Raw genomic sequence first — 24,283 nt, 5'->3', positions numbered from 1 at the left:
TGGCAAAGTGCCGCGCCGACGTGGGCGGCGTCGACTGACCTTGCTGGAGAATCAGAGGTGCTCTGCTCCGGGATCGGCCGAGGGCGCAGCCCTCGCTCCATGATCGCGGGGGGCTACAGGAACTCCTGACCAACGGGGCAGTTGCCCACGGAAGGCCTCGGGGCCATGCACGTCGACCACGCCGGAAAGCATGGCATCGCGCCAGCTGAGATCACCGCGCCAGACCGCGACCATGTGGCGCAGGCCAGCGGTCACCGTGACCGCCACGGTATAGCCGGGGTCCACGTCACAGACGTCGGCTTCGCCGGATGTGATCACCAGCCACCAGTCGCGGGCGCGCGGGTGCACGTCCGGGAAGCTGAACAGCACCACGGTCCAGCCGACCGGGACGACGGCGTGGTCGACGCGCCGGTGCATGTCCCACGTTGCTCCCGGACAGCAGTTCCCGCACGACGAGCAGCGTCTAGCGCTTGTCGAGCATCTCCATCGCCTTTGCGACGGGGCAGAACTGGTAATAGGAGGACCCCATGGATTGCAGCGTAAGCCCCTCCCCCGGCGCCTGTCCGGTGCAGATGTTGTACTAGGAGGCGATTTCGCCGGAACCTAGTCTCGTTTCATGAGCAATTTGATCAGCGCGGCGGAGACCGACCGTGCCTTGAAGACCAGGCACCGGGCGATGTGGGCGCTGGGTGACTACCCGATCGTGGCCTCGGAGATCATCCCTGACCTGGGCGCGACCCTGGTGCAGGCATGCGACGTACGGCCCGGCGACCGGGTGCTGGACATCGCGGCCGGAACGGGTAACGCCGCGATCCCGGCGGCTCTGGCTGGCGCGGAGGTCGTCGCCTGCGACCTGACGCCGGAACTGCTGGAGGCCGGACGCCGATCATCGGCTGGGCACGGCGTGGAGTTGGAGTGGCGCCAGGCCGACGCCGAGGCGCTGCCGTTCGCCGACGGTGAGTTCGACATCGTGCTCTCCTGTGTCGGGATCATGTTCGCCCCGCACCACCAGGCCGCCGCTGACGAGATGCTCCGCGTCTGTCGCCCAGGCGGCACAATCGGCCTGCTCAACTGGACGCCGGAGGGGTTCATCGGCCAGATGTTCGCGACGATGAAGCCCTACGCGCCCCCGCCGCCGCCCGGCACTCAGCCGCCGCCCCTGTGGGGGCGCCCGGAACACGTCCGCGCGCTCTTCGGCGACCAGATCACCGATGTCACGGCCGATCGGCGGACCGTGCGGATCGACAGGTTCACGACACCCGAGGCATTCCGCGACTACTTCAAATCCAACTACGGCCCGACCGTCGCCGCCTACCGCGCCATCGCGAACGATCTCGACCGTGTCACCGCTCTGGACCATGACCTGGCCGCCCTCGCCCATCGCCACACGCACGACACCGGCACCACCTCTATGGCCTGGGAGTACCTGCTGCTCACCGCACGCAAGACCGAGCCGGCTGGCAGCCGGTGCACGGTCGGCCGGTTGTAAGCGCGCTGCGGTACGCCTGGACCAGCGAAAACCGGGCTTCTGCCCGGAGTCGACACGAAAGAAGCAGGAGAAGAGGACATCATGAACGGAACATCAGGCGGCGGGACGGCAGGGAGGCGGACCGGCGCGAGCACCGGCAGGGGCAGCGGGAGTACGGCCGTCAGGATGGCCGCCCGCTTGGTCCTCGTTCCCGCGCTCACTGCGGCCGCCACGCTGGGAATGGCATCTGTCGCGTCGGCTGAGGAGAAGACGATCACGTGGACGAGCGATCCGAAGAGCATGGTGGATCTCTGCAATGCAGGCGGTGGCTTCGGCGAGATGTATAAGGACGGCAGCGGCATCTGCCTCGGCAAAAAGGGTGGCAGTACGTACTGCAAGCCGCCCAAGGCGCCGAACAACTGCACCAGCACCCCGCCGGAGAAGCTCAGTCGAAGGAAGGTCGAGCGGTGGTGGATCGCGACGGGCTTTGCCACCTTGACCGCCTCCTGACCGGGCGCGGACGGCACCGGATAGGCGGTCGGCGACAGCATCGCGCCGCCTGCGAATTCGGTGCATGGCCCGGGTACGGCTGGCCGTAATCGGGCCTGATGGGGCACGTGCCAAACGGATACGGTGCGCCGTCGCGGGTCAGGAGCCCCGTCCGCAGGAGACGGGCGAGGCTGCCACCCGCCGAGCGGGGACAGCTCACGGGGCGTTGTCGTCAAAGCCAAACAAGAACGCCCCGGCCGTGATCGGCTCGGGGCGTCTGGGCTGTTCAGGGGTGGCGGTCAGGGCCAGGGTCGAACTGCCGACCTTCCGCTTTTCAGGTGTAGCAGTCGCCCTGTCACCCCATGGAAGACCTGGGGATCGAGGGTGATCGACGGTGCCCGTCGTGCGTGCGTGGTGGCCAGCGTTGCCGTCAGCGTTGCCGTCATCGCTCGTCTCCGGAGCTCCTCTGTGAGCTGGTCTGAGAGATGCGGAACCGGCCAGGTCTTCGCAGAGATTCTGCCGCTGGAAACTCTCGCTGACCAGCGCCTGCTGATATACTAATCTGGATTTATATATACGAGCAAGGCGGCGCCCATGACCAAGACCCTGATCGACCTCGATGACGAGGCCCTGGCCGAGGCCGCGAAGCTGCTCGGCACTTCTTCCAAGAAAGACACGGTCAACGCCGCTCTACGAGAGATCGTCGATCGACGCAGACGTGCAGCCGCCATAGCTCGTATGCGCGAGATGGTGGCTGAGGGAGAGATCGATTTCTCGGCCATCGAGAAGGGTGACGGCGCACCACAGGCTGTGGCGTGACAGAGCTCTACCTCATCGATACCAGTGCCTTGGTCCGCTTCTATCGCGGTCAGGTGGGTGCGGAATGGGATCACACGGTTTCCGCCGGACTTGTCGGCATCTGCGAGCCGATCAGGCAGGAGTACCTCAGTGCAGTCGGCGGCCGGCCGGCCTTCTACGAAGCCGACAGCCTGCTTCGGGAGACCTTTCCGTACTACTTCATCCCCGAATCGGCTTGGGACGAGACAAGTCGGCTGCAACGCGAACTCGCTGACAGGGGGTGGCACCAGTGTGCCTCTCCCGTCGATCTCCTCATGGCGGTAACGGCTCGCCATCACAAGCTCACCGTGCTGCATGCAGACGCCGATTTTGACGCCATCGCCCGCCTAACCGGGCAACCGGTGCGCTGGATCAGCTGACTAAACCGGAAGTAAGACACCCGGGCCCGCTCGCCAGATCACCTCAACACCACGGCCACATCGTGGTCCTGAAGAATGGAAAGGATGACGTCGTAATAGGTGGAGGGCTCGTCCGGACCATCAAAAGGAGTCACCAGCGACTCCCGAGCGATCTGAAAATCGTGCCAGATCAATGTGAACGGCGTCCGCGCCCCGAACCTCCCGCGCAGGCAGTCGTTCAGCGCATCGAGGTTGCAGCCGAAGTAGCCGCCCGGCCCGTTGATCGCCTCTCCGACCGCGAGGTAGAAGCCGGCCTTATCAGTGACATGTGATCCACTGAGATCATACGTACGGCCTGGCAGACGATCAGGCTGTCTTGTCCGCCACCGGTTCTGAAGACGGACGATGGTCAGCCATTCCTCTCTGTCCGCTCCTGTGTAGCCGGCCCAAAGATCGGGTCTGTCCGGCCTGGCGGTACGCCAGTGCTCCCATACATGACGTGAACTGGCATGTGGACTGTCCCACCCCCAGTCGGCGACCACGTCTACCCGCTGAGGATCGATCGTCGAGGGTCGCCAGTCAAAGAGCTCGCCCACCCAGAAATCTGCGAGTGGCTCCCCAGCGAGGTCGAGCATCCGCAGCCCCCCCACATCCAGCGGGTTCCGCTGGCGGTAGCGCTTGGATCCACTCAGGTAGTTGCGCATCCGCTGGGACGGAAGGCAACCCAGAAGCTCGATCGTCACGTCCTGGTCATCGTGCGGCGCCTCCACGAAGGCATCTTCGGCGTCAAGGCAGTGGCCCAGGACGCGGTCGTCCTGGTCAAGCAGCAGGAACTTCGGCAGGGCAGCAGCCTCCATAGGCATCACACTGTCCCAGCTGTCGAGCGACGCGCCATGCCTGGACATCGAAAACGCCCCAGAGCGGAGCGCTCGGGGCGTTTGGCTGTCCAATGGTGGTGGTCAGGGGCAGGGTCGAACTGCCGACCTTCCGCTTTTCAGGTGCAGCAAGCACGCTGACCGCACGCCACTGTCGGTTGTCGATCATCACACACACCCGGGGAACCGCACCTCTTCCAGGTCTTCCGGGACCAGAGCAGGCAGAGGCTCAGCTTCTCCGGTCTCGATGTCGATCCGGTAGTAGTTGCTGGGCCCGTAGCCGTGGGTACTGATCACGAAGGTGTCCGCACTGGTCCAACACTCGACCTTGTGGACCCTCGCGGTCGTGGGCAGTCGCATGCTCCGGCGACCTGTGCGCCGGCCGTACCGCGTGAAGCGATTCTCGTCATCGTCGACGTCGATCCACGTCCTCCCGTCGGGCAACGGGCCCACGTGGTCCAAGTCCCCTGTGCTGAACAGGACGGTGCCACTGAGATCGACCGCCCGGGCACCCTCCCAGTCGCCAACCAGCAGGGCCTGCCCGCCCGCCATCCAGCCGTACAGTGTCGACTCCGGCCCAAACCCCGAGACACGCCGCCGCTTGCCGTCCCAGACATACAGTTTGTCCTCGGAAGTGAACGCGAGGCGGCGACCGTCTGGAGAAAAAAACAGGCCGTAATCCGACACATCTGCCTTCGAGATCCTGCTGATCTTTCCCGACGGAAGGTCATACACGACGACCTCGCGCTTGCTCCGGCTGTGATAGGCCAGTCTCCGGCCGTCCGGGCTGATCTCGAGGTCGCTTGGGGTGGCGTCCTCGACAAGCAGCCGTTGGTTCGACTCGGTGATGACGACCCAGTGTCTTCCATCGGTGAGCCAGGTTACCGGCGCCTCGACGCGGTAGGCGTACCGGATCGTGGCCTGCATAGGACCGCGCAATGGATTGAGCTCCGAAAAGGCAAGGGCGACGAAGGGAGCGCGGCCCGCGTGCTGTCCGAGCGAAGCATCCAGGGCCGAGCAATAGGCCACCATGAGGACAAAGGCGACGAGGCAGGCAATCAAGGCACCACACCCGGCGGGATTCCGCCCGAGCTCCCGCTCGGCGACCGCGGGAAGATCCTCCGTCATTGCCCGTAGCGTGCCGGCGAGAGCCGTGCCATCGGTGCCCAGAGCACGAAGCCCTTTCTCGCCCGCCCGCCGCACGGCTCTTCTACTTCGCCCACATAAATAGGCGGTCTCCTGCTCGGTCCAGCCGTCATGGTGCAACGCAACCAGGACGGCACGCTGCAAATTGGAGAGTTCCTTCCCCCAGCCCGGATCGGGCCAGACGCGGAAGCGGCTGAGATAGGACCGATAGAGCGAGAAGAAGGCGTCCTTCGTGCCTGCCCTGTCGCGCAGTGCCTTCTCCGCCATGCGCCGGGCATACGGCGTGCGTCCGCCCAACAGCGACGCCGTACGGCGGACCTGCTCGTACCAGTCCGACATCAACGGACCTTCCCGAAGACGATTGAGTCGGAGTATGGGATGCCAATCGAGATGAGCTCGCCCGTTCTGGCGTCGATGGCTATGTAGTCGTCCCCATCCTGGATATCCGCGTCTCGTGCGACCAGGGTGTCGGCGCCCGCCCACTGGAATTCGCTGAGCTCAGAGGGCAGGACCCGCACCCGCCGCCCGGTTGCGGTCTCGTACACCGAAGTCGGCTCCCCCAAGTCGATGTACCACCGCAGATCTGCGGACATATCACGGGGACGCTCCTCCTCCGACCGGAAGCGGGTCGCCGTGCCGTCGAAGCGGATGGCGTCGATCGAGACGTCGCGACCATCGCAGCCCGCGCTGCCCATCAGGCTGTCGCCGGTCAGCCCGTAGGCCCAGCACACCTGGTTGAGTGTCCTCGTCCGGCCCGTCTCGAAGTCCGTGACGAATGTCCGACGGTTCTCACTGGTGGACACGGCGAAGTGGCGGCTGTCGGCGGAACTGGCCACCGAGGTGATTGCGACGATCTCCTCAGTGGTGAGGCGTGGTGTGATCGGGCGGGTGAAGCCGGAGCGGAGATCCTTGGCGACGTAGCGGAGCTCCCTCACGTCCAAGTAGGCGACGCGGTGTCCGTCCGGGGTGATCTCGATGGGGATACGGCCGGTGTCGTACATCGACTCAGAGCGAGCATTGCTGGCGGCCGTACTGAGCTCGATATCCATACCGAATGGCACGTGCAGTGTCCACCCCACGCAATCAATCACCGTCCCGGCCGCGGGCCCGGGCTCGAATAGGTCGCTGGGGCACGATGTGGGCTCGCCGTACGTGACCGCCTGGATATTGCGCCCGAACGCCCCCTGACAGGCGGCCAGACCCACGAAGACCGCGGCGATGCCTGTCCATCTGCGGATGCGTCTCCAACGCGAGAGCCTCGCCCACGGATGTGCCACAGCAAACAGTGATATACAGATGCGATCACAAACGAATAACGTCTAACCTCGGACGTCTGCGGACAGGCGTCGACGCCCGGATCTGGCGCTCACCCGCCATCAAGGCTGTTGAACGACGATCCCTTGCTGGAAGAGGACGATGCTTGTTGCTGTCATTGGAGATCAAAAAAGCCCCGGCCGTGATCGGCTCGGGGCGTTTGGGCTGTTCAAGGGTGGTGGTCAGGGGCAGGGTCGAACTGCCGACCTTCCGCTTTTCAGGCGGACGCTCGTACCAACTGAGCTACCTGACCTCGGCTACTGCCGCCGTACGCGGTCCTGACGGGACTTGAACCCGCGACCTCCACCTTGACAGGGTGGCGAGCACTCCAAACTGCTCTACAGGACCTTTATGTCCGGGGGAGCTTTCGCTTCCCCGTGTTGTTCGGCTCGCCTAGCTTACCAGCTTCCGGGAGGTCTTCGACCTTCCGTCATCCGGTGCGCTCGACGCGCTCCACGTGCCCCCAACGGGATTCGAACCCGTGCCGCCGCCTTGAAAGGGCGGTGTCCTAGGCCGCTAGACGATGGGGGCTCAAGGCTTTCGCCCTGTTCCGTGACGCCTTCCGTCGGAGACCTCTGAAGCATAGGGGACGTTTGCCCCTGATGCCAAAGCGACCGGCGACGGCGAGCCGCTGCCGGTTGCCGTCGGCGACGGCGCCTGCGGCGACTCGGGAAAAATTGTACGGCCAGGGTCCGGCTCGATATGACGCTCGCACTGGATCCACTGCTCGCCGAGGCCTCCGACGGTGATGTCGTCCCAGGCCTCCAGGCGGTGGCTGCTCTTGCCGAAGTAGAGCACCGAGGCGGTCAGCGGGGTCGGCTCGTCGTGTTCCAGGCCGCGCAGGCCGGCGCCTCCGGTCGACCCCTGGATCATCAACCGGGTGCCCGAGGGCATCAGTTCGGTGGACCGCGCGTGGACGTGCCCGCTGAGCACGAGCGGCACGTACCCGGACAGGCCCCTGCCCACGGTCGGGTCGTGGACGGCCACGATGTCGGCGGCGATCTTGTCCGGGGCCGAGGTGGAGGCGGACCGGGGCCAGTCACGCGGCGCCAGCTTGCCCGCGTTGGCCCGGCCGAGGTCGAGGAGGCTCTTGCTCTCGTCACCCGCCGCCTGGACGGACTTGTCGGGGGTGAACCTCGGGTCGCCGATGCCGTAGACGCTGAGCCCCTCGACCGTGGCGGCGGCGCCGTCCAGCACGATCGCGTTCTTCTGCTTCGCCACCGCCCGCTGGGTCGCCATGGAGTCGTGGTTGCCGCGCACGTAGACGTACGGAACGCCGAGCGAGTCGATCTCCTTGACGTACTCGTTCTCGGCCTTGGTCCCGTGGTCGGCGATGTCACCGGTGTCGATGATCAGGTCGACCTTGAACTGCTCCTTCAGCGACTTGATCACGTTCCAGCCCAGCGGGTTGATGTGCAGGTCGGAGACGTGCAGCACACGGATGGTGTCCGGGTCGGGGTCGAAGATCGGCAGGTTCGACCCCGCCTCGTACAACTGGGACACGTTGGTCACCAGCTTGGCGAGCTGGCCGCGGTACTCGGTGAACTTGGTCACGATCGACTGGGCGCTGCCGACCAGGGACGGCACGCCCGTGAGCAGCCCGGTGTACCGGGGCTCGGCGATCGAGCGAGGGTTGAACGTCAGCGCGGCGACGCCGCCGAGGACGACGACCATCGCCAGTGAACCGGCCGCGGTCCAGACCGCCCGCGACAGCCGGCGGAAGGCGACCAGGCCGGTGAGGAACCCGGCGGCGACGGCGAACAGCACCGCCCGCACGGCAAGGCTCCGCAGCCCTGAGATGACGTCGGCCTCGATCGTCGTCGGGAGCCGGTCGGCCCACCGGGGGTTCTTGAGGATCTCCTCCGCGACCTCCGGGTGCACCGCCTCGATCGTCAGGTCGAGCCGCAGCGGGCCGCTGTGGCTGTCGAAGCTGAGCGCGCCGAGGGGCCGTACGTCGATGACGGTCTCCCCGCTCCAGGACGGGGTCAGGGACATCCCGATGTCGGCGGGGCCGACCGGAGTGTCCACCTTGGCGCCGAACGCCATACCGAGCCAGCCGCCGACCACCGCCGCCAGCACGACCGCGAGCACACGAACGAGCACACGGGCGAACCGGCTGCCGACCGTCCTCCGGGCGAGCGCCCGCAACCGCGAATTCTTCATCCCTTCCTGACTACCCGAAGACGCGGCCTTTTTGGTTACCGGATCACGGTGTTGCGGTTACCGGCCGTCCGGCTGGACCTCGAGGCGGGCCCGCATACCGGACAGAATCAGCGCCAATCCGTGCTCGAAGGACGCGTCCGTCTGCGGGCCGCCGGTCTCGGCCATGACGGCGCGCACGTTCGGGTACGGCGCGAGGCTCTCCAGCGCCTCGTCGAACAGAGCGGGGTCGATCGATCCCCGCTCCTGGTCGGCCTGCTCCTCCAGCACGAACCCGCCGAGGAAGCTCGCGAGCGTGCCCAGGCCCCACATCGCGTCCGTACGGGTGAATCCGACCCGCAGCAGCGACTCCAGGATGGTCTCGACGGTCCGCAACGTGGCCGTGCCGGGGTGTGTGCCGGCGGTGAGCCGCGCGGTGTCGCGGTGCGACTTGAACACGCGGCGCTGGCCCCGCAACCACTCCGCTAGCCACTCCTCCCACGACTCCCCCTCGGCGAGCGGCCGCAGCGCCGGAGCCTCCTGTACGGAGATCGCCTCGGCCATCTCGTCCAGGAGCTCCTGCTTGTTCCTGAAGTGCCAGTAGAGAGCGGGGGCCTGCACACCCAGCTCGGTCGCGAGCCTGCGCAGGGTCAGCTTCTCCAGCCCCACCTCGTCGAGGAGCCGGATCGCGGTCCTGACGATCGTGTCGCGTTCGAGTGCCACGGTTGACAGCTTAACGGCGTTCAATACATCCTTAACACTGTTAAATTTAACTGCGTTAAGGAGATGTCGTGATCCATGCGGAGGGAGTGCGCAAGCGGTTCGGCACGACCGAGGCGCTGCGGGGCGTCGATCTCGACGTGCCGGGCGGCTCGGTGTGCGGCCTGCTCGGACCCAACGGCGCGGGCAAGACGACGATGGTGCGCGTCCTCACCACACTGGTGCGCCCCGACGGCGGCTCGGCCCGGGTGGCCGGGTGCGACGTGGTCCGGGACGCCGAACGGCTCCGCTACCGCATCGGCCTCGCCGGTCAGCACGCGGCCGTGGACGAGCTGCTGACCGGACGCCGCAACCTGGAGCTGTTCGGCCGGCTCTACCACCTGCCCCGCCGTACGGCCCGGCGCAGGGCCGAGGAGCTGCTGGAGCGGTTCGGCCTGACAGAGGCGGCCGGGCGCCCGGTGCGGACGTACTCGGGCGGCATGCGCCGCAGGCTCGACCTGGCCGCCAGCCTGATCGTCGCGCCGCCGGTGCTGTTCATGGACGAGCCGACCACCGGCCTCGACCCTCGCAGCCGCCTCGCGCTATGGGACGTGCTGCGCGAGCTCGTCGCCGAGGGGACCACGCTGCTGCTCACCACGCAGTACCTCGACGAGGCCGACCACCTGGCCGACCGGATCGCCGTCATGGACGCCGGACGGGTGGTCGCGTCAGGGTCGCCGTCCGCGCTCAAGGCGAAGGTGGGCGGCGACCGGGTGAGCGTCGTCTTCCGCGAGGCCGGTGACGTGGCGCCGGGCGTCGAGGCGGTCCGCCGCGTGCTGCCCGGCGAGCCCGAGATCGACCACGCCGGGCGCCGGCTCGTCGCGCCCGTCTCGGACGGCGCCGCATCCCTGGTCAGGGTCGCCGCGGCCCTCGACGCCGCCGGAGTCGGCGTGGAGGACCTGGGGCTGCGCCGGCCCACGCTGGACGAGGTGTTCCTGGCGCTCACGGACGCGCCCGCAAGAGAGAAGGAGGCGGCGTGATCACCGTGACACCTCCCAGGACGAAGGCGGAACGACTGCGCTGGGCCCTGAGCGACACATTCGTCATCGCGGGACGCAGCTACTCGCAACTGCGCGCCCAGCCCGGCCAGCTCGCCGCCGAGCTGGTCGCGCCGGTCATCATGACCGTCCTGTTCGGGTACGTCTTCGGCAGCGCGATCTCGCTGCCCGGCGGGGGCGACTACCGGAACTATCTGATGCCCGGAGTCTTCATGCAGGTCATGGCGCTGTCCGCGGTCGCCGCCGCCACGTCGGTCGCCGAGGACATGGCGCGCGGCATCATCGACCGGTTCCGCGCCCAGCCCATCGCGCGCGGCGCCCTGCTGGCCGGGCGGAGCCTCGCGGACCTGTCCAAGGACTGGCTGTCACTCGCGATGATGGCCGTCTGCGGCCTGCTGATCGCGGGCTGGCGTCCGCACGGCACGCCTCTGGAGACGCTCGCCGGTTTCGCGCTGCTCGCCCTGTTCGGGTACGCGATGATCTGGCTGGGCACGTACATCGGGCTGTTCGTGAAGAGCGGTGCGCAGGCGGACGCCGCGACGTTCGGCTGGCTGTTCCCGATGACGTTCCTGGCCAACGCGTTCGTGCCGCTGGAGGGGCTGCCCGGATGGCTGCGGGCCATCGCGGACTGGAACCCGATGAGCGCGGTCGTCTCGGCCGCCCGCGAGCTGTTCGGCAACCCCGGCTCGGCCGCCGCCTCCTGGCCTCTCCGGCATCCGGTGACGGCCTCGCTGTGCTGGTCGCTGCTGATCATCGCGGTGTTCGGGCCACTCGCCGTACGGCGCTACCGCACCGCCACCTCGCGATGACACGATGAGCACGTGATCGACGTCCCGCTGAAGAGGTTCGAGGAGCTCGTCGCCGAGGCGCTGGACACGATCCCGCCGGATCTGGCCAGGGTCATGGACAACGTCGTGGTCGTCGTGGTGGACGACCCGCCCGAGCCCGGCCTGCTCGGGCTCTACACCGGCATTCCGCTGACCGAGCGGGGTGACTGGTACTCGGGGGTGCTCCCGGATCGGATCGAGATCTACCGGAACCCGACGCTGGAGATCTGCGAGACCGAGGACCACGTGGTCGAGGAGGTCCGCATCACCGTCGTCCACGAGATCGCCCACCACTTCGGCATCGACGACGAGCGGCTGCACGAACTCGGCTGGTAAGCCCCTTCCCGCCCGTCAGGCGCCGGCTCGCGTTCGCGTCCCGCGAAAGCGGATCGTCAGCGGCTTGCAAAAGTCGCATTCGACGGGCACTGTAAGTGACATGTTGACCACGGGCTGTCATATCCAGTCGCCGCGACGGACATCGGCGGACACGGCCGGCGGAGCGACCACTGCGGAGTGAGATGGCGGCCCCCAAGCCCGGCAGGCTGTCCGGCCGCCATCGTCGACCTCCCGAGGTGCGGACCACCTACCGGGAGGTCGCCGCGATCCCCGAGTTCCGGGCCCTGTGGCTCGGGCAGGGCATGTCGCTGCTCGGCGACCAGCTCGCCCAGGTGGCGCTCGCTGTGCTCGTCTACAGCCGGACCGCGTCACCGCTGGCCACGGCCGCCGTCTACGCGCTGACCTACCTGCCGCCCATCCTCGGCGGCCCCCTGCTGGCCGGGCTCGCCGACCGGTACCCGCGCAGGCGGGTCATGCTCTGGTGCGACGTGCTGCGCGCCCTGATGCTCGCCGCGATGGCCCTGCCCGCGACGCCGTTCCCGGTGCTGTGCGCGCTGGTCTTCTGCGTGGTCCTGCTCGGGGCGCCGTTCTCGGCCGCCCGCGCGGCGCTGCTGCCCGAGGTGCTCGACGGCGACCGGTACGTCGTGGGGTCGGCCCTGCAGAACGTGACCAACCAGGCGGTGCAGATGCTGGGGTTCGCCGCCGGGGGCGCGGCGATCGCCGTGCTCGGGCCGTACCGGGCGCTGGCGCTGGACTGCGCGACGTTCCTCGGCTCCGCCCTGGTCATTGTCGCGGGAGTGCGGCACCGCCCGGCGCCGGTGCGCGAGGACGGCAGGCCGTCCATGTGGCGGATGACGCGGTCCGGCGCACGTCTGGTGTTCGGCGAACGGCGGCTGCGCACGCTCGTGCTGTTCGCCTGGCTGTGCGGGTTCTACGTGATCCCCGAGGGCATCGCGGCGCCGTACGCCGCGGCGCTCGCCGACGGGAGGCTGCCCGTCCCGGTGATCACGGGCCTGCTGATGGCGGCGATGCCGACGGGCACGGTCATCGGCGCGTTCTTCTTCGGGCGGTTCGTCACGCCGTCGGGGCGGCTGCGGGGCATGGGCTGGCTGGCCATGCTGACCTGCGCGCCGCTCGTGCTGTGCGTGATCCGGCCGCCGCTGGAGGGCGTGCTCGCCCTGTGGGTGCTGTCCGGAGTCGGCGGGGCCTACCAGCTCGCGGCGAACGCGGCCTTCGTCCAATGCGTCCCGGCGTCGGGGCGGGCCGCGGCGTTCGGGCTGGTGCAGTCGGGGCTGCTGGCCGCGCAGGGCGCCGGCATCCTCGTCGGGGGCGCCGCCGCCCAGAGGCTCGGCCCAGAGCCGGTGGTGACGCTGGCGGGCGTGGCCGGGCTGTGCGCCGCGGCCGTGCTCACCATGCTCTGGACCGAGTCGCGTAGGGAGATCATCGCCAAGGTCCGGGCCGCCGCTACCTGAGTCAGGCCTGCGGACCCTGGTTCTGGGAGTCGCCGGTGGAGGACCGGCCGTACGGGTGCTGCTCGTAGCCGGGGGCCTGCGGGGCCTGCGGGGGGTAGGGGGTGCCGGTGGGGCGGCCGCCCTGGTTCCAGCCCTGCTGGACGTTGTCCCACTTGGCCTTGGCGTCCTGCCAGACGTGGCCGTCCTTGTTCTTGTTGATGAGGTCCTGGACGATGGAGGTGTTCTTGCCCTCCTCGGGGAGGAGGAGCCAGGCGACGGCGTAGATGCCGACGCCGAGGCCACCGAAGAAGCTCGCGACGGCGAGCCCGAGGCGCAGGATGTTGGCGTCGATTCCGGTGTACTCGGAGACGCCCGAGCACACGCCGGCGACGATCCTGCCGTTCCGAGTGCGGTGGAGCTGCTTGACCGAACCGTTGGTGTTCATCTCGTTCATACCTCCACAGTGCCGTGCAGGGGGGTGGGCGCACATCGGGATTCCCCCTGGCCCTACCCCGAGGGGGCCCGGATACCCTGACGGACATGGACGACCTCCTCGAACTCGACGACCAGCTCGACCCCGAGCACCGGCTGATCAGGGACTCCGTCAGGGAACTCGTCTCCGACAAGGTCCTGCCCCACGTCGGCGAGTGGTTCGAGCAGGGCACGTTCCCCGCCCGTGAGCTCGCCCCGGCCCTGGGCTCGCTCGGCCTGCTCGGCATGCATCTGGAGGGGTACGGCTGCGCCGGGCTCGACGCCGTCTCGTACGGCGTGGCCTGCCGGGAGCTCGAGGCGGGCGACTCGGGGTTGCGGTCGTTCGTGTCCGTCCAGGGGTCGCTGGCGATGTTCCCGATCTGGAAGTACGGCTCGGACGAGCAGAAGGAGGAGTGGCTGCCCCGGCTGGCCTCGGGGGAGGCCATCGGCTGCTTCGGCCTGACCGAGCCCGACCACGGGTCCGACCCCGCCGGTATGCGCACCACCGCCAAGCAGGACCCGTCCGGCGACTGGATCCTGAACGGCGCCAAGATGTGGATCACCAACGGCTCGATCGCCGACGTGGCGGTCGTGTGGGCGCAGACCGACGAGGGCATCCGGGGGTTCGTCGTCCCCACCTCGACCCCGGGCTTCTCCGCCCCTGAGATCCACCGGAAACTGTCCCTGAGGGCCTCGGTCACCGCCTCCCTGTACTTCGACGACGTACGGCTGCCCGCCTCCGCGGTCCTGCCGGGCGTCCTAGGGCTGAAGGGCCCGCTGTCGTGTCTCACGGAGGCGCGATTCGGCATCCTGTGGGGCGTGGTCGGCGCGGGCCGGGCCTGCCTGGAGGCGGCGGTCGACTACGCGACGACCCGCGTGCAGTTCGGCAAGCCGATCGGCGGGTTCCAGCTCACGCAGGAGAAGCTGGCCTGGATGGCGGTCGCACTCGGCCAGGCCGGGCTCACCGCCCTCCACCTCGGCCGGCTCAAGGACGCCGGGAAGCTGAAGCCCACCCAGGTCAGCTTCGGCAAGCTCGCCAACGTCCGGGCCGCGCTGGACATCGCCCGCCAGGCGCGTACGGTGCTCGGGGCCAACGGCGTCACGCTGGAGTACCCCGTCATCAGGCACATGACCAACCTGGAGTCCGTGCTCACGTACGAGGGCACCCAGGAAGTGCACCTGCTGACGCTGGGCAAGGCGCTCACGGGTCTCGACGCCTTCCGCTGACGCCTCTGCTCGCTTCGGCGGGGCGATCAGGGACAATGGCGTCGCCGAAGACGCGGTACTCTCTGTACCCTGCATTGTGGGGAGTGTTCCGCGGATCACACCGCGACGCGGCGGGTCCGAGGAGCATGACCACGGGGTGCTAGCTCAATGGCAGAGCTGCGGACTTTTAATCCGTCGGTTCAGGGTTCGAGTCCCTGGCGCCCCACCACTTCACACCCCATCTGACCTGGGATTTCTCGGTCGAGGTGTGCCTCGCGGCGAATAGTTGATCTCGTTTGGTTGCTCGTTGTTCGCTCGCGGGCACGCGCCGGGCACCCGGTAGATCGTTTAGGCGCCCTCCGTCAGGCCAGACCCCACAGATCATCAGCAGAAGACCACGACCGAAGACCTCTCAGTCCTCCCACTCCCGGCTACTGCATGCCAACCGTCAAGGACCGTCTGCACAACCTGTGCTCGATTCACAGCCTTCAGAACCTGCGGACGAATAATCCGTAGGGCTGAAACGACTGCTCGACCCATACCAGCGCGTGGCTACCTGGGCGTGGATCAGTGGAGAGGTGACGCAGGGGTTGGCGGTGAAGTCGGCAAGGCGTTTGCTGCCGAGGGAAGCCAGTCACGGGGTGGACACCCCGCTCAAGCAGTCCGCCGATAGACGCCCGCCCGGTATTGACGTCGCGTCTACCACCCTCTGTTTCGATCACTGCGTTTCCCGGGCGAACGCGGATTCGTCCCTGCTCACCGCCAATGGCTCATCCTGCACCACACCACCACCCCCCCAAAAATGGCCGGCAATATCATTCGCACAGGAACGGTCACGCGACCTTGCGAGAGTGTCGGACCGTCTGGCTACGCTTGTTGCCCGTGTCGCAACCTTGGCTTAGCGAAACGCCTGATGTCATCGCAGAAGCAGTGCATGAGGCGCTGCTACGGTTGTCGGGCCGCAATGGGCATCACACATTCGAGGACATCTGCCGCGAATTCGCACGTGCGAGGATCACCCGGAACCTCGTTCCCGCCACCGGGCCGGTGTCCTCCGGCGGTGATCAGGGACGGGACTTCGAGAGCTTCCGGAGTTTCATCCGGGACCGGTTACCAGGAGCGCAGATCTCCAATGATAGCGGCAAGATGATCGTTTTTGCGTGCACCCTTCAGCGTAAGGACCTGCCAGGAAAGATCAAGTCTGATGTTGCCACCGTGATGACGGGCCGTCAGGTCGACAGCGTGTACGCCTTCACCGCCCACGATGTCAACACAGCAACCCGGCATGACCTTCAAGCGTGGGCGCAACGGGAGTATGACCTGGATCTAGAGATCCTCGACGGTTACGCCATCGCCGAACGGCTCAGCGATCCCGATCTGCGCTGGATCGCCCACCGCTACCTCGGTCTTTCGCGTGCGCTTCTGTTCGGCCAATTCCCTGACACGATCGACAGCACCATCCGCGCGGATGCACTGGCGCGTGGGCCGGTCGAGGCGATCCCGGGTCTGGCCGAGAAGCTCTACCAGGCGACGGCCGACGAAGCTGACAAGCCGCTCCATGCTGCTGAGCTATTCCATGAAATCGCGATGTCGCTACGGGAGGCAGGCTATCGGGGCCACGCTCTGCTCATGCTCACTCGCGCTGGCGCTGCGCTGGAAGCCAGCGGAGATTGCGACAGTGCAGCGATTCTCTACGCCGACATCATCGAACAATACGCGCACACTGAGGGACCTGATGAGGATACGGGCGTCTACCATCGCCTCAGCCAACTCGCGCACACGGCACGCCTGGGCTCGCCCGCGAAAGAGCGGGCCGCCGCCGCCTTGGCCGTCCATTCCGCAGCATGGCATGCCCTGGATAATCTGACCGCACTCGCGGCGGCGGTCGACGCCCTAGCCGAACTGAAAGACGATCACCTGTCCAAGTACGCTCTGGCGCTGGGTGAGGCCGCGATCGCCAGCGAGCAGCCGGATCTGATCCTCACGCGGTTGCCCGCCTTCTCCGCAGCCGCCGACCGAGCAACCGGCCTGCTCCGAACCAGAATCAACCTGGTCATCGCGGAAGTAACCGAGAGCTGGCAGGACATCGTCGTATCCGCCCAGCGCAGACGCCTGCCGCCGCCGGAGGCCGCGCTGATTCTGGCCAGGTACGCCCGCCATCTGATGCTCACTGGGGCGGCGGATGCGGCGGTCCAGATGTGGTGGGACGCCATCAACGCTGGCACCCTTGCCGGGCTCGGAGACGATACCGCCGAATGGCTGTACGCCGTTCGCACGTGCATGTCCATCTACGGGCCGGATGAGGAATGGACGGAGACACATCCGCTGGCGCAGGCTATGCGGGCCAGCGGTGGAACCGCTTTGCTCGCCCAACGCAGGAACCACATCGAGGATGCGGCAACCGCGTTGAGGCGCCAGAAGTATGCGCGCGCGGCCCATGCCGCCCGCCGGGCCCTGCGCTCCGCGGTCACTTCTGCCCACTTCGCCAGTGAGCAATTCGCCCTCGATCTGCTCGCCGAGATCTACGCCGAAACCGGCGAACACGCGCGGGCCGCCTCGCTGTACGCCCGATCTGGCCAGACCGAAGCGATCAAGAAGCTTGCCGGCGGCATGGAGGATGACTACCTCGACCTCACTCCTTACCTCACCAGCCTCGTACCTGATCAGCGAGCCGCCGGCTTCACCGGTATGGCGTTGCAAGGTGATCTGGTTCCCGACGAGCAGGTCACGAGCCTCCTCGCCATCGCCCTGGACGAGTGGGAACGTTATTGCTCAGGGCGTATCCGGCAGAGCCAAATGGGACCTTCGGCAGGCATGGCCGCTCTCAAGCTCCTCGCCTCGCTCATCGAGAGAGGCACCGCTGCCCAGGCCTCCCGTCTGCTGGATACCCTTGACCCCCTGGTCGAACGCAAGAGCGGCACCTACCGCTTTTGCGATGAGGCGCATGTGAAGGCGCTGGCCGGGATCCTGTACGGCGATGAGGATCTGGCCAAACGAGCCGCCGGCCAACTCGTCCACATGATCGGGCTCGACGCATCCATTTCTCAGCAGGTGGCGACTCTCGCTGGCGTCGCCATCACCGAACATGCGGATCTCTTCGCCGCCGAACTACAGACATTGGCCCGCGATAGTGCGACGGCAGCACGGCTACTCGTGCGCATGGACATCGAACTTCCCGATATCACTGTGGCGCTCCAAGCCCGCGACAGCCTACTGACGCCGTACGCAACCCTCCCGGGCTGCATCGCCTACGCGAGCGGTCTCGGCTTGCAAGCGTGCCTGGTCACAGCGCTACCCGAAAAGGACCGGGAAGAGGTCACTGCAGCATTGGTCAGGCGAGCGCAGGACCGCCAGGAGGTGGCCCGCAACCGGCGTGAGGCAATGGTGGCTCTCGCGGCCCTGGCGGGCTCCCTGTCATCCCCGACCCGCGACCGCCTTTTTGAGATGGCCATACGGTTCGCGAAAGGAGAGGAAAACTCTACCGCCTACGACGGCCCGTTTACTCCCACCCACCCCCTCAGTCTGTTCCGCATCGATCTCGGCAAGACCAATCTCGCTGCCTGCGGACTACAGCTGGCGAGCATCACTTGCCGCATAGACCAGGCTCCGCAGGTTGACGCGATAGGAATCAGCCTCATGAGCTCCGCTGACGACCCGACCGTCCAAGCCGTCGCGAGGGCGCTTTGCTGGCTCCCCGCCAACTCCGCCCTAACCTCTCCGGCCCTGCTCATCGGACATCCGAATCCAGCGGTCCGCGCGTTGGCAGCATATCGGTGGGCGAAACTTCCTGAACAACGTGATGAGCAAATCGGTCAACGCCTCGCCCATGACAAGGCCGCGATCGTGCGCCGAACCCTGGCAGACACCCTAGGAGAAGCAGATGCACCCGCGCCTGAGCTTCTTCACTCTCTGGTAAAGGACCGACGATATTCGGTCCGTCGGCTGGCACGCCGGGCGCTGGCTGTCCACGATCATGATGCTGGTAACGAGCGATAAGCGCTGTTAGACCAGCCCACCGCCCCGCCACCTGAGGAGCCATCCCTGCGTTAGGCCACGGGGAAGCAAGAAGTGGGGTGGGTTCGCTGAGGTAACTGACGAGGCAGAGCAGTGAACCGTTCCCTAAAGATCGATCGAACCGAACGGCAGTCGTGATCAAAGAGTCAGCACCACGATTGACACCAGATGCACAAACTGCGCCAGAACCCCATTTAATGAACGACCTTGACCCGCTATTAGCGTCGGCCATAGCGAACCGGCGGGTTTCGCTTGCACCGCCCGCGTGTCGAGTGCAAACTCTTGCCAGGAGAGAGACTCCCGGCGTTGTGGGCGCCGTTCCCGGTGATCGACCCGGCAGTTAGATCACCAGCAGGGTTGCAGGGGCTTAGGCTCTTCCACTCGAGCACGTCAACTCGCCAAGGCACGTGCGACTGTCACTTCGATCTACGCTGAGCCGGGCGGCGTGCCATCGGAGTTGTCATGGGCACGAATGAGAACGCGCGGAAGAGGGCTCTCTACACGGGCCAGGCTCACCAGCATGCGCTCAAGTCCTTGCGGCGGGATCAGAGAAAGGGATGTGGCCCGATTCCCGTCGCTACGACCGCGCAAGCCGCGCTCGAAGCGCTAATCCTGGAACGCATCGGGGAGTGGAGTCCAGTTTTCTGGTCTCCCTTCGTCCTGGCCTACGGCATCGCCTGGGTCGACCCCTCACCCGAGGACCTCATCGTAGGAATCCCAGTACAGTACCTACCCGACCTCATCCGAGAACTCATCCCGAAGCTTCACACATCAGGGCCTTCAGCCAACGATGACATCGAGATCCAAGGAATTGCAGGATTGAGGTTCTCCTACGAGAACGGGCACGTGGTGCTGTACCGCCCTGGCGAGCCAGCACGTGTCAGCATCCCGCTGGAGAACGAAAGCCTCTGGCACAAAGCAATCAAGATCGCCACAGATGGCTTCGACTCTGATCTCGCTTTCCCATGGGACTCCCACCCGAACGCTTGGCACCCCGCCGAGCTCTACTTCATCAACACGTCCTGGCCAGGCCGCTACGCCATCGGCGGAGAGCACTACCAGGCCAGCCGTCTAGCATCCGATCTTTTGCGCAGGTTGCCAGGGCTCTGCAGCCCATTCATGGCCCACGACATGTGGTTCAATTTTTATGGCGCTACCGATAGCGAATATTATATTCAATTCGAATGGCAAAATAGCCGACCGCCAAACGCGGTGCTGGATCTGATCCTCGACCGAACGTTTGGGCTCGATGTTCAGATCGACCTGGTCCACGATCAGACCTCTCTGGCCGATGTCTACGCGGATCATTGCACGTGGGTCCGCCTCGTAAGCAGGGACGGAAGCGGAAGCCGTATCGATCTGCGCTACCTGAGATACAACGGCGACCTGGCTGAAGAGTTCCCGCCACTATTTAAAGGAGAACGTAGCCGGCGACGGGAACTGGAGCGTATTTACGGTTACCCACCATCTCCGCCCGCCCCCACCGCTCCTCGCCAGCTCGATGAATCAATCAACATGAATGGCGGTTACTAATCTGCCAAGCGTCAGGCCCGCTGATAATTCCAGCGGGCCTGCGTCTACCTCTTGTCTGAAGGGCTGATCAGACGTCGGGCACGATGGCCAACCGCGCACGGGACCCTGTAGGGGTTTTTCGTCGGGACCGGGAGGCCTCACTCTTGTCGCTTTGGTGACTGCTCGGCCCAGCCGGAGACGGCGCCGTCGAGCTGGGGGCAGCCAGCAGAGCGGCCGTGGATTCGGCCGCCGCGCGTGCGACTTCGGGATAGACGCTGGTGTAGGTGTCGCGGGTGAAGGTGGAGGAGACGTGGCCGAGGGTCTCCTGGACTACTTTCAGCTCGACGCCGGCGGCGAGCATCAGGGAGGCGGCGCCGTGGCGGAGGTCGTGCAGCCGGAGCGGCGGCAGGTCTGCCTCGTAGCACATCCAGTAGAACTGGTCGGTGACGTGCTGCGGGTGCAGCGGCCTGCCGTACTCGTCGGTGAAGACGAATCCGCTGTCGGTCCAGTCCTCGCCCGCTTTGAGGCGTTCTTTCGCCTGTCGCCTGCGATGCTCTTTCAGGATCTCAAGTGTTTCGGCGTCGAGGGCGATGACGCGGTCGCTGGCGTCGGTCTTCGGTTTGCCTTGGACCGGGGTCCAGCCGAGCTGGGTGATCTGCCAGTTCACCGCGATCGTCCCGGAGGTGAAGCTCACCTCGGGCCAGCGCAGCCCGACGGCCTCGCCCCGGCGTAGCCCGCGCAACGCGATCAGCCGGTACAGCGCGTACAGGCGGTGGCGTCGCGCGTAGGCCAGGAACGCCGAGGTCTGTTCCGGTGTCCACACCATGACCGGTGAGGGCCGGGCCGTGCCGAGGTAGACCTGGATCACGTCCACGCTGCGTCCGGCGCGGCGCTCGTCTTCTGCGGCCCGGTTGGCGGCGTGGTCGGCCCGCCAGCGGGCGACGCGTTCCTCGGTCCACACCAGCCCCTTCGGGCGGGCGGCCGCGGGGAGTTCGACCACGGCGGCGGGATTGAAGTCGATCAGCCGGTCCTGTTTGATCGCCACATTCAGTGCGTGGCGGAGGGTGGCGCGGATGCGGTGCATCGTGGCGGGTCCGACCGGCCGCCGGTACTTCACCTTCGCCCGCTCCTGCGGGTTCCCGCTCGCATAGGCGCTGGTGATGACGTCGTTGAACTCCTCGATCGCGTCGAACATGCCGCTGATGTCGCAGACCCGCAGCCGGTCCAGGCGGATGTCGCCGAGGTAGGGGATGACGTAGAGCCGGATGTGCGTCTCGTACGATCGCCGGGTGGTCGGGTCGATCTTCTTCTTCCGCTTGAGGAACTCGCCCATCCACTCGGCGACCGTGACCGTCCGGTCGAGGTCCTGGTGGGTGCGGACCTTGCGTCTCACCTCCTCGATCGACGGCAGCGCCCGGGTGTCCTTCAGGACCGACAGCATCAGCTCGCAGATCTTCCGCCGGGTGTGCGGGTCGGTATCCAGGGCGAGCAGCCCGCGGGCGTGGTCGAGTTCGGCCTCGGCGTCCTCCAGGGTCGCGAACCCCTGACGCCGCAGCGGGCTACGGCGTCGGCCGTCGGCGTGTGGGGGCAGCTCGAGCTGGTAGGCCCACGTGCCGTGGGTGGAACTCCACCGCTCGCCCCCGCCGGAGCGGCGCAGCTTCGGGCATTTCTTCCCGAGTTGCTTGCCCGTGGCCGCGTCGCGGCAGCCGCAGGTTTTGTAGGTGGTGCCATTCGCCACCCTTGTTCACCCTTCCTCGGTGTCGGGACGGCGTGTGCCGTCGTGGTGGTAGCCGAGCAACGCCCACACCTCCCGCGTCGGCACCAGGTAGCTGCGTCCGATGCGCAGCACCCGGCAGGGGAACTCGCCGTTCTTGGCCAACTGGTAGGCCTTGGTCCGGCCGAATCCGAGCAGCCGCCCCGCGGTGACCACATCGATCACCGCCGGGAGGTCCCCCAGGTCGGTTGCCCGCATCGGGGATGTCAACGCCTGCCCCCGCAGGGGCGCGGGCAGGCCGCCGAAGCGACGTGGTGTGGTGTCGTTGCCATGGCCCGGCCAACCGGGCGCCCCCTGCCCCGTCGCCGCTGTACGCGGACGTCGTGGGCCACGGGGTGACCGATCGGCCATGGCCGCCGGTATCGACGCCCACCTCTATGCCGGGTGTCAAGCAATATCCGCTGGTCACAAACCCCGCGTCGCCGCCGAACCGGTCCCGTTCTCACCGGCGCCCCCGATCGTTGGACCGCCCGGCCTCGGCCGGGTCGTTGAGCGGTTTGTGGAAGATCAGCAGGTCCTCGTGTGCGAGCGCGTGGATCGGCACCCCGCGCTCCCATGCCTTACGCGCCTCGTGAAGCTGGAAAAACGACGCCCGATTGATCACACGACCGTCGTCGATACCGCACAGCAGGCACACGATCCGATCGGTGAAGACCAGCCCCGCCTGCTCGGCCACGTTGCGGACCTGGCCGGGCAGGTCGACCAGTTCGCCACGGACCCGGTACGGCCGCACCGTGATCGCGACCACCCCACCCGGCCGGAGAAGGGGCGTGGTGGCGGCCAGGATCTGGGCGAAGCCCTCCAGCAAGACCGGCAGGCTCTGGTGGGCGAGGTTGGCCCGGTCGCGGGAGTAGTGGTGGTTCCACTTGCGGATCCCCGGCTGCCCGGTATCCCGGGTGGAACGAATGTGCCCGTGCGTGTAGGACCCGTACGGCGGGGAGGTGAGCATCAGCGCCGCCATCCCCGCCAACCCAGGCAGCAGGCGGGAGGCATTCCGGGAGTCGCCGATCACGACCTGAGCCGTCCCAGGTGCGCCGTTCCATCGGGCATGGGCGACGTTCTCGGCGGCGAGCTTGGCCCACTGCCCCTCGTACTCGATACCGGCCGCGTGCCGGCCCTGGTGGATCGCCTCCACCAAAGTGGTGCCGATCCCGCACATCGGATCGACCACCAGCTCACCCGGCGCGGTGTAGGTGGCGATCACCTGCGCGGCGATGGCGGGCAGCATTTTGCCCGGATGCTTCATCGACTCGGGCAGATAGCGGCCCCGCCGCTGCGTCCGCGAAGGCTGCTGCCCCGTCACCCACACCGACCCGCCCGGCTCACCCATCACGCCTCCTCCTCTCCGCGCGGGCAGGCGCCGACGAAGACCGGCGATGTGAGGGGTTTACTGAAGATCAGCACATCCGCGTGCGCCCGCAGCGCTGTAGGCACGTGCGGCGAGACAGCCTGCGCTTTCCTGGCGGCGATGTTCGCCGGGAGCAGGGACAAGACGATCTGGCGCCGCCGGACCGGACCGTGTACCGCGACGATGTGCTGCAGGTAGACCAGCCCAGCCCGCTGCGCCTCACGGATAAGGCCGGGCACCGGGTCGTACGGGCGCCCCTCGATCAGGTGCAGACCGGTGACAACCACCAGGTGCCCGCCGGGGGCGAGCAGAGCAGCGGGCTCGCCTAGCGAGCTCTCACGGGGAGACCCGTCGATCGAGGTCATGTCCGGCTCCGCATCGCAGGTCCGCCGGATGACGACGAGGGATGCTTCACCGCGCCGATGGGCCAGCGCCAGATAGGTGGCCTCCGCTCGGGCGACGCGCACCTCCACTCTGCGCAGGTCGGCCTCATCACGGCCAGAGGTCACCCTCGTCCAGATGACACCCGCCACCGCGGGGTCGATGACCACGGTCGAGACTCGGCGGCCGAGGGCCACCGCGTTGGCCACCAACGCGTGATCGGCGGGGTGAACGTCGACGACCAAGCCGTCGGCTCGACTGCAGGTCGTGATGAGCTGACGGGCCAGCCGCCCGGTGACCGGCATGCAGCAGCCGCTGGCGCATGCGGCGGGCGACTGCCCCTCCGAAGCGGTCAGCCAGACGCTGAGCGGCAGATGCCGTACCAGCGAGAAGTGCTCCGAGGAGCTACCGGACGATTTCGTACTGGAGTGCGGTGCTGTTGTCACGATGGTGTGGCCCGGTCACCCAGGCCACCTGATCCCTGTCACTCAACCAAATACCTGCCGCCAGAGCTGCGATCGGACAGCTCCAGGCGTAGGTGCCTACGGGGCGACGCCTCGCCGACGGCGTCAGGACATC

General features: G+C 67.0%; 22 protein-coding genes, 4 tRNA genes and 1 pseudogene. 12 read left to right on the top strand and 15 right to left on the bottom strand.

Annotation, left to right across the window (positions count from 1 at the left end; genetic code table 11):
• Positions 1–51: 51 nt before the first annotated feature.
• Positions 52–417 (bottom strand): hypothetical protein, encoded by a 366-nt coding sequence (locus HHX41_RS22585; RefSeq protein WP_220504336.1) that lies wholly within the window; start codon positions 415–417, stop codon positions 52–54.
• A gap of 199 nt (positions 418–616) precedes the next feature.
• Here HHX41_RS22585 and HHX41_RS22580 point away from each other — a divergent pair, with 199 nt between their 5' ends.
• The 4 genes from HHX41_RS22580 to HHX41_RS22565 all read left to right on the top strand — a co-directional run bounded on the left by HHX41_RS22580 (position 617) and on the right by HHX41_RS22565 (position 3,174).
• Entirely contained in the window at positions 617–1,489 is an 873-nt protein-coding gene (locus HHX41_RS22580; RefSeq protein WP_182907613.1) for a class I SAM-dependent methyltransferase, read from the top strand.
• Positions 1,490–1,654: 165 nt separating this feature from the next.
• Positions 1,655–1,978, top strand: coding sequence for a hypothetical protein (locus HHX41_RS22575; protein ID WP_182907612.1), 324 nt, complete (start codon positions 1,655–1,657; stop codon positions 1,976–1,978).
• Positions 1,979–2,551: 573 nt separating this feature from the next.
• Positions 2,552–2,776 (top strand): type II toxin-antitoxin system VapB family antitoxin, encoded by a 225-nt coding sequence (locus HHX41_RS22570; protein ID WP_182907611.1) that lies wholly within the window; start codon positions 2,552–2,554, stop codon positions 2,774–2,776.
• A complete protein-coding gene (locus tag HHX41_RS22565) occupies positions 2,773–3,174 on the top strand; it encodes a PIN domain nuclease (protein WP_182907610.1) in 402 nt (133 codons plus the stop codon). Before HHX41_RS22570 ends, HHX41_RS22565 begins: the two co-directional genes overlap by 4 nt.
• Before the next feature lie 38 nt (positions 3,175–3,212).
• Here the strand turns inward: HHX41_RS22565 and HHX41_RS22560 are convergent, their stop codons facing one another.
• The 9 genes and pseudogenes from HHX41_RS22560 to HHX41_RS22520 form a co-directional block, all read right to left on the bottom strand.
• On the bottom strand, positions 3,213–4,058 hold the full coding sequence (locus tag HHX41_RS22560; RefSeq protein ID WP_182907609.1) for a barstar family protein: 846 nt from the start codon (positions 4,056–4,058) through the stop codon (positions 3,213–3,215).
• A gap of 48 nt (positions 4,059–4,106) precedes the next feature.
• Positions 4,107–4,180, bottom strand: a pseudogene (locus HHX41_RS22555).
• 16 nt (positions 4,181–4,196) lie between these two features.
• A complete protein-coding gene (locus HHX41_RS22550; protein WP_182907608.1) occupies positions 4,197–5,513 on the bottom strand; it encodes a PD40 domain-containing protein in 1,317 nt (438 codons plus the stop codon).
• Positions 5,513–6,223 carry a hypothetical protein gene (locus HHX41_RS22545; RefSeq protein WP_182907607.1) on the bottom strand — a complete coding sequence of 237 codons (711 nt, stop codon included), beginning with the start codon at positions 6,221–6,223 and terminating at the stop codon, positions 5,513–5,515. Before HHX41_RS22545 ends, HHX41_RS22550 begins: the two co-directional genes overlap by 1 nt.
• Positions 6,224–6,664: 441 nt before the next feature.
• Positions 6,665–6,741: transfer RNA gene (locus tag HHX41_RS22540), tRNA-Phe, on the bottom strand.
• Positions 6,742–6,761: 20 nt separating this feature from the next.
• Positions 6,762–6,836: transfer RNA gene (locus tag HHX41_RS22535), tRNA-Asp, on the bottom strand.
• A 110-nt stretch (positions 6,837–6,946) separates the two neighbouring features.
• Positions 6,947–7,019 (bottom strand) — tRNA-Glu (locus tag HHX41_RS22530).
• A complete protein-coding gene (locus tag HHX41_RS22525) occupies positions 7,020–8,651 on the bottom strand; it encodes a metallophosphoesterase (RefSeq protein ID WP_169981728.1) in 1,632 nt (543 codons plus the stop codon).
• A 57-nt stretch (positions 8,652–8,708) separates the two neighbouring features.
• Positions 8,709–9,350 (bottom strand): TetR/AcrR family transcriptional regulator C-terminal domain-containing protein, encoded by a 642-nt coding sequence (locus HHX41_RS22520; protein ID WP_182907606.1) that lies wholly within the window; start codon positions 9,348–9,350, stop codon positions 8,709–8,711.
• Positions 9,351–9,418: 68 nt separating this feature from the next.
• Between HHX41_RS22520 and HHX41_RS22515 the strand changes: the two genes are divergently transcribed.
• From HHX41_RS22515 to HHX41_RS22500, 4 genes are all read left to right on the top strand, one after another.
• Positions 9,419–10,366, top strand: a complete 948-nt coding sequence (locus tag HHX41_RS22515) for an ATP-binding cassette domain-containing protein (protein ID WP_169981726.1) — start codon at positions 9,419–9,421, stop codon at positions 10,364–10,366.
• The gene (locus HHX41_RS22510) at positions 10,363–11,193 is read left to right on the top strand and encodes an ABC transporter permease (protein ID WP_310742124.1); all 831 of its coding nucleotides are present in this window, start codon (positions 10,363–10,365) and stop codon (positions 11,191–11,193) included. Before HHX41_RS22515 ends, HHX41_RS22510 begins: the two co-directional genes overlap by 4 nt.
• Before the next feature lie 12 nt (positions 11,194–11,205).
• Entirely contained in the window at positions 11,206–11,547 is a 342-nt protein-coding gene (locus HHX41_RS22505; protein WP_169981725.1) for a metallopeptidase family protein, read from the top strand.
• A 182-nt stretch (positions 11,548–11,729) separates the two neighbouring features.
• Positions 11,730–13,019 (top strand): MFS transporter, encoded by a 1,290-nt coding sequence (locus tag HHX41_RS22500; protein ID WP_169981724.1) that lies wholly within the window; start codon positions 11,730–11,732, stop codon positions 13,017–13,019.
• Position 13,020: 1 nt separating this feature from the next.
• Here the strand turns inward: HHX41_RS22500 and HHX41_RS22495 are convergent, their stop codons facing one another.
• Complete coding sequence (locus HHX41_RS22495) at positions 13,021–13,452, bottom strand: PspC domain-containing protein (RefSeq protein ID WP_169981723.1); 432 nt, start codon at positions 13,450–13,452, stop codon at positions 13,021–13,023.
• Between the two features lie 86 nt (positions 13,453–13,538).
• Here HHX41_RS22495 and HHX41_RS22490 point away from each other — a divergent pair, with 86 nt between their 5' ends.
• The 4 genes from HHX41_RS22490 (at position 13,539) to HHX41_RS22475 (ending at position 20,222) form a co-directional block, all read left to right on the top strand.
• On the top strand, positions 13,539–14,696 hold the full coding sequence (locus HHX41_RS22490) for an acyl-CoA dehydrogenase family protein (protein ID WP_169981722.1): 1,158 nt from the start codon (positions 13,539–13,541) through the stop codon (positions 14,694–14,696).
• 133 nt (positions 14,697–14,829) lie between these two features.
• Positions 14,830–14,904 (top strand) — tRNA-Lys (locus tag HHX41_RS22485).
• Positions 14,905–15,557: 653 nt separating this feature from the next.
• On the top strand, positions 15,558–18,671 hold the full coding sequence (locus HHX41_RS22480; RefSeq protein ID WP_182907605.1) for a HEAT repeat domain-containing protein: 3,114 nt from the start codon (positions 15,558–15,560) through the stop codon (positions 18,669–18,671).
• 480 nt (positions 18,672–19,151) lie between these two features.
• Positions 19,152–20,222 (top strand): hypothetical protein, encoded by a 1,071-nt coding sequence (locus tag HHX41_RS22475; protein WP_182907604.1) that lies wholly within the window; start codon positions 19,152–19,154, stop codon positions 20,220–20,222.
• 67 nt (positions 20,223–20,289) lie between these two features.
• Here the strand turns inward: HHX41_RS22475 and HHX41_RS22470 are convergent, their stop codons facing one another.
• From HHX41_RS22470 to HHX41_RS22455, 4 genes are all read right to left on the bottom strand, one after another.
• Positions 20,290–21,939 (bottom strand): site-specific integrase, encoded by a 1,650-nt coding sequence (locus tag HHX41_RS22470; RefSeq protein WP_182907603.1) that lies wholly within the window; start codon positions 21,937–21,939, stop codon positions 20,290–20,292.
• 6 nt (positions 21,940–21,945) lie between these two features.
• Positions 21,946–22,173, bottom strand: coding sequence for a helix-turn-helix domain-containing protein (locus HHX41_RS22465; RefSeq protein WP_182907602.1), 228 nt, complete (start codon positions 22,171–22,173; stop codon positions 21,946–21,948).
• Positions 22,174–22,417: 244 nt separating this feature from the next.
• A complete protein-coding gene (locus tag HHX41_RS22460) occupies positions 22,418–23,305 on the bottom strand; it encodes a TRM11 family methyltransferase (protein WP_182907601.1) in 888 nt (295 codons plus the stop codon).
• Entirely contained in the window at positions 23,305–24,150 is an 846-nt protein-coding gene (locus HHX41_RS22455) for a hypothetical protein (RefSeq protein WP_220504335.1), read from the bottom strand. The genes HHX41_RS22460 and HHX41_RS22455 overlap by 1 nt, the downstream gene beginning before the upstream one ends.
• Positions 24,151–24,283: the final 133 nt, after the last annotated feature.

This window comes from Microbispora sp. H13382 (genome assembly GCF_014161445.1).
Taxonomy (GTDB): Bacteria; Actinomycetota; Actinomycetes; order Streptosporangiales; family Streptosporangiaceae; genus Microbispora.
The sequence above is the reverse complement of the archived record's forward strand: the minus strand, read 5'-3'. Positions and strand labels throughout refer to the sequence as shown.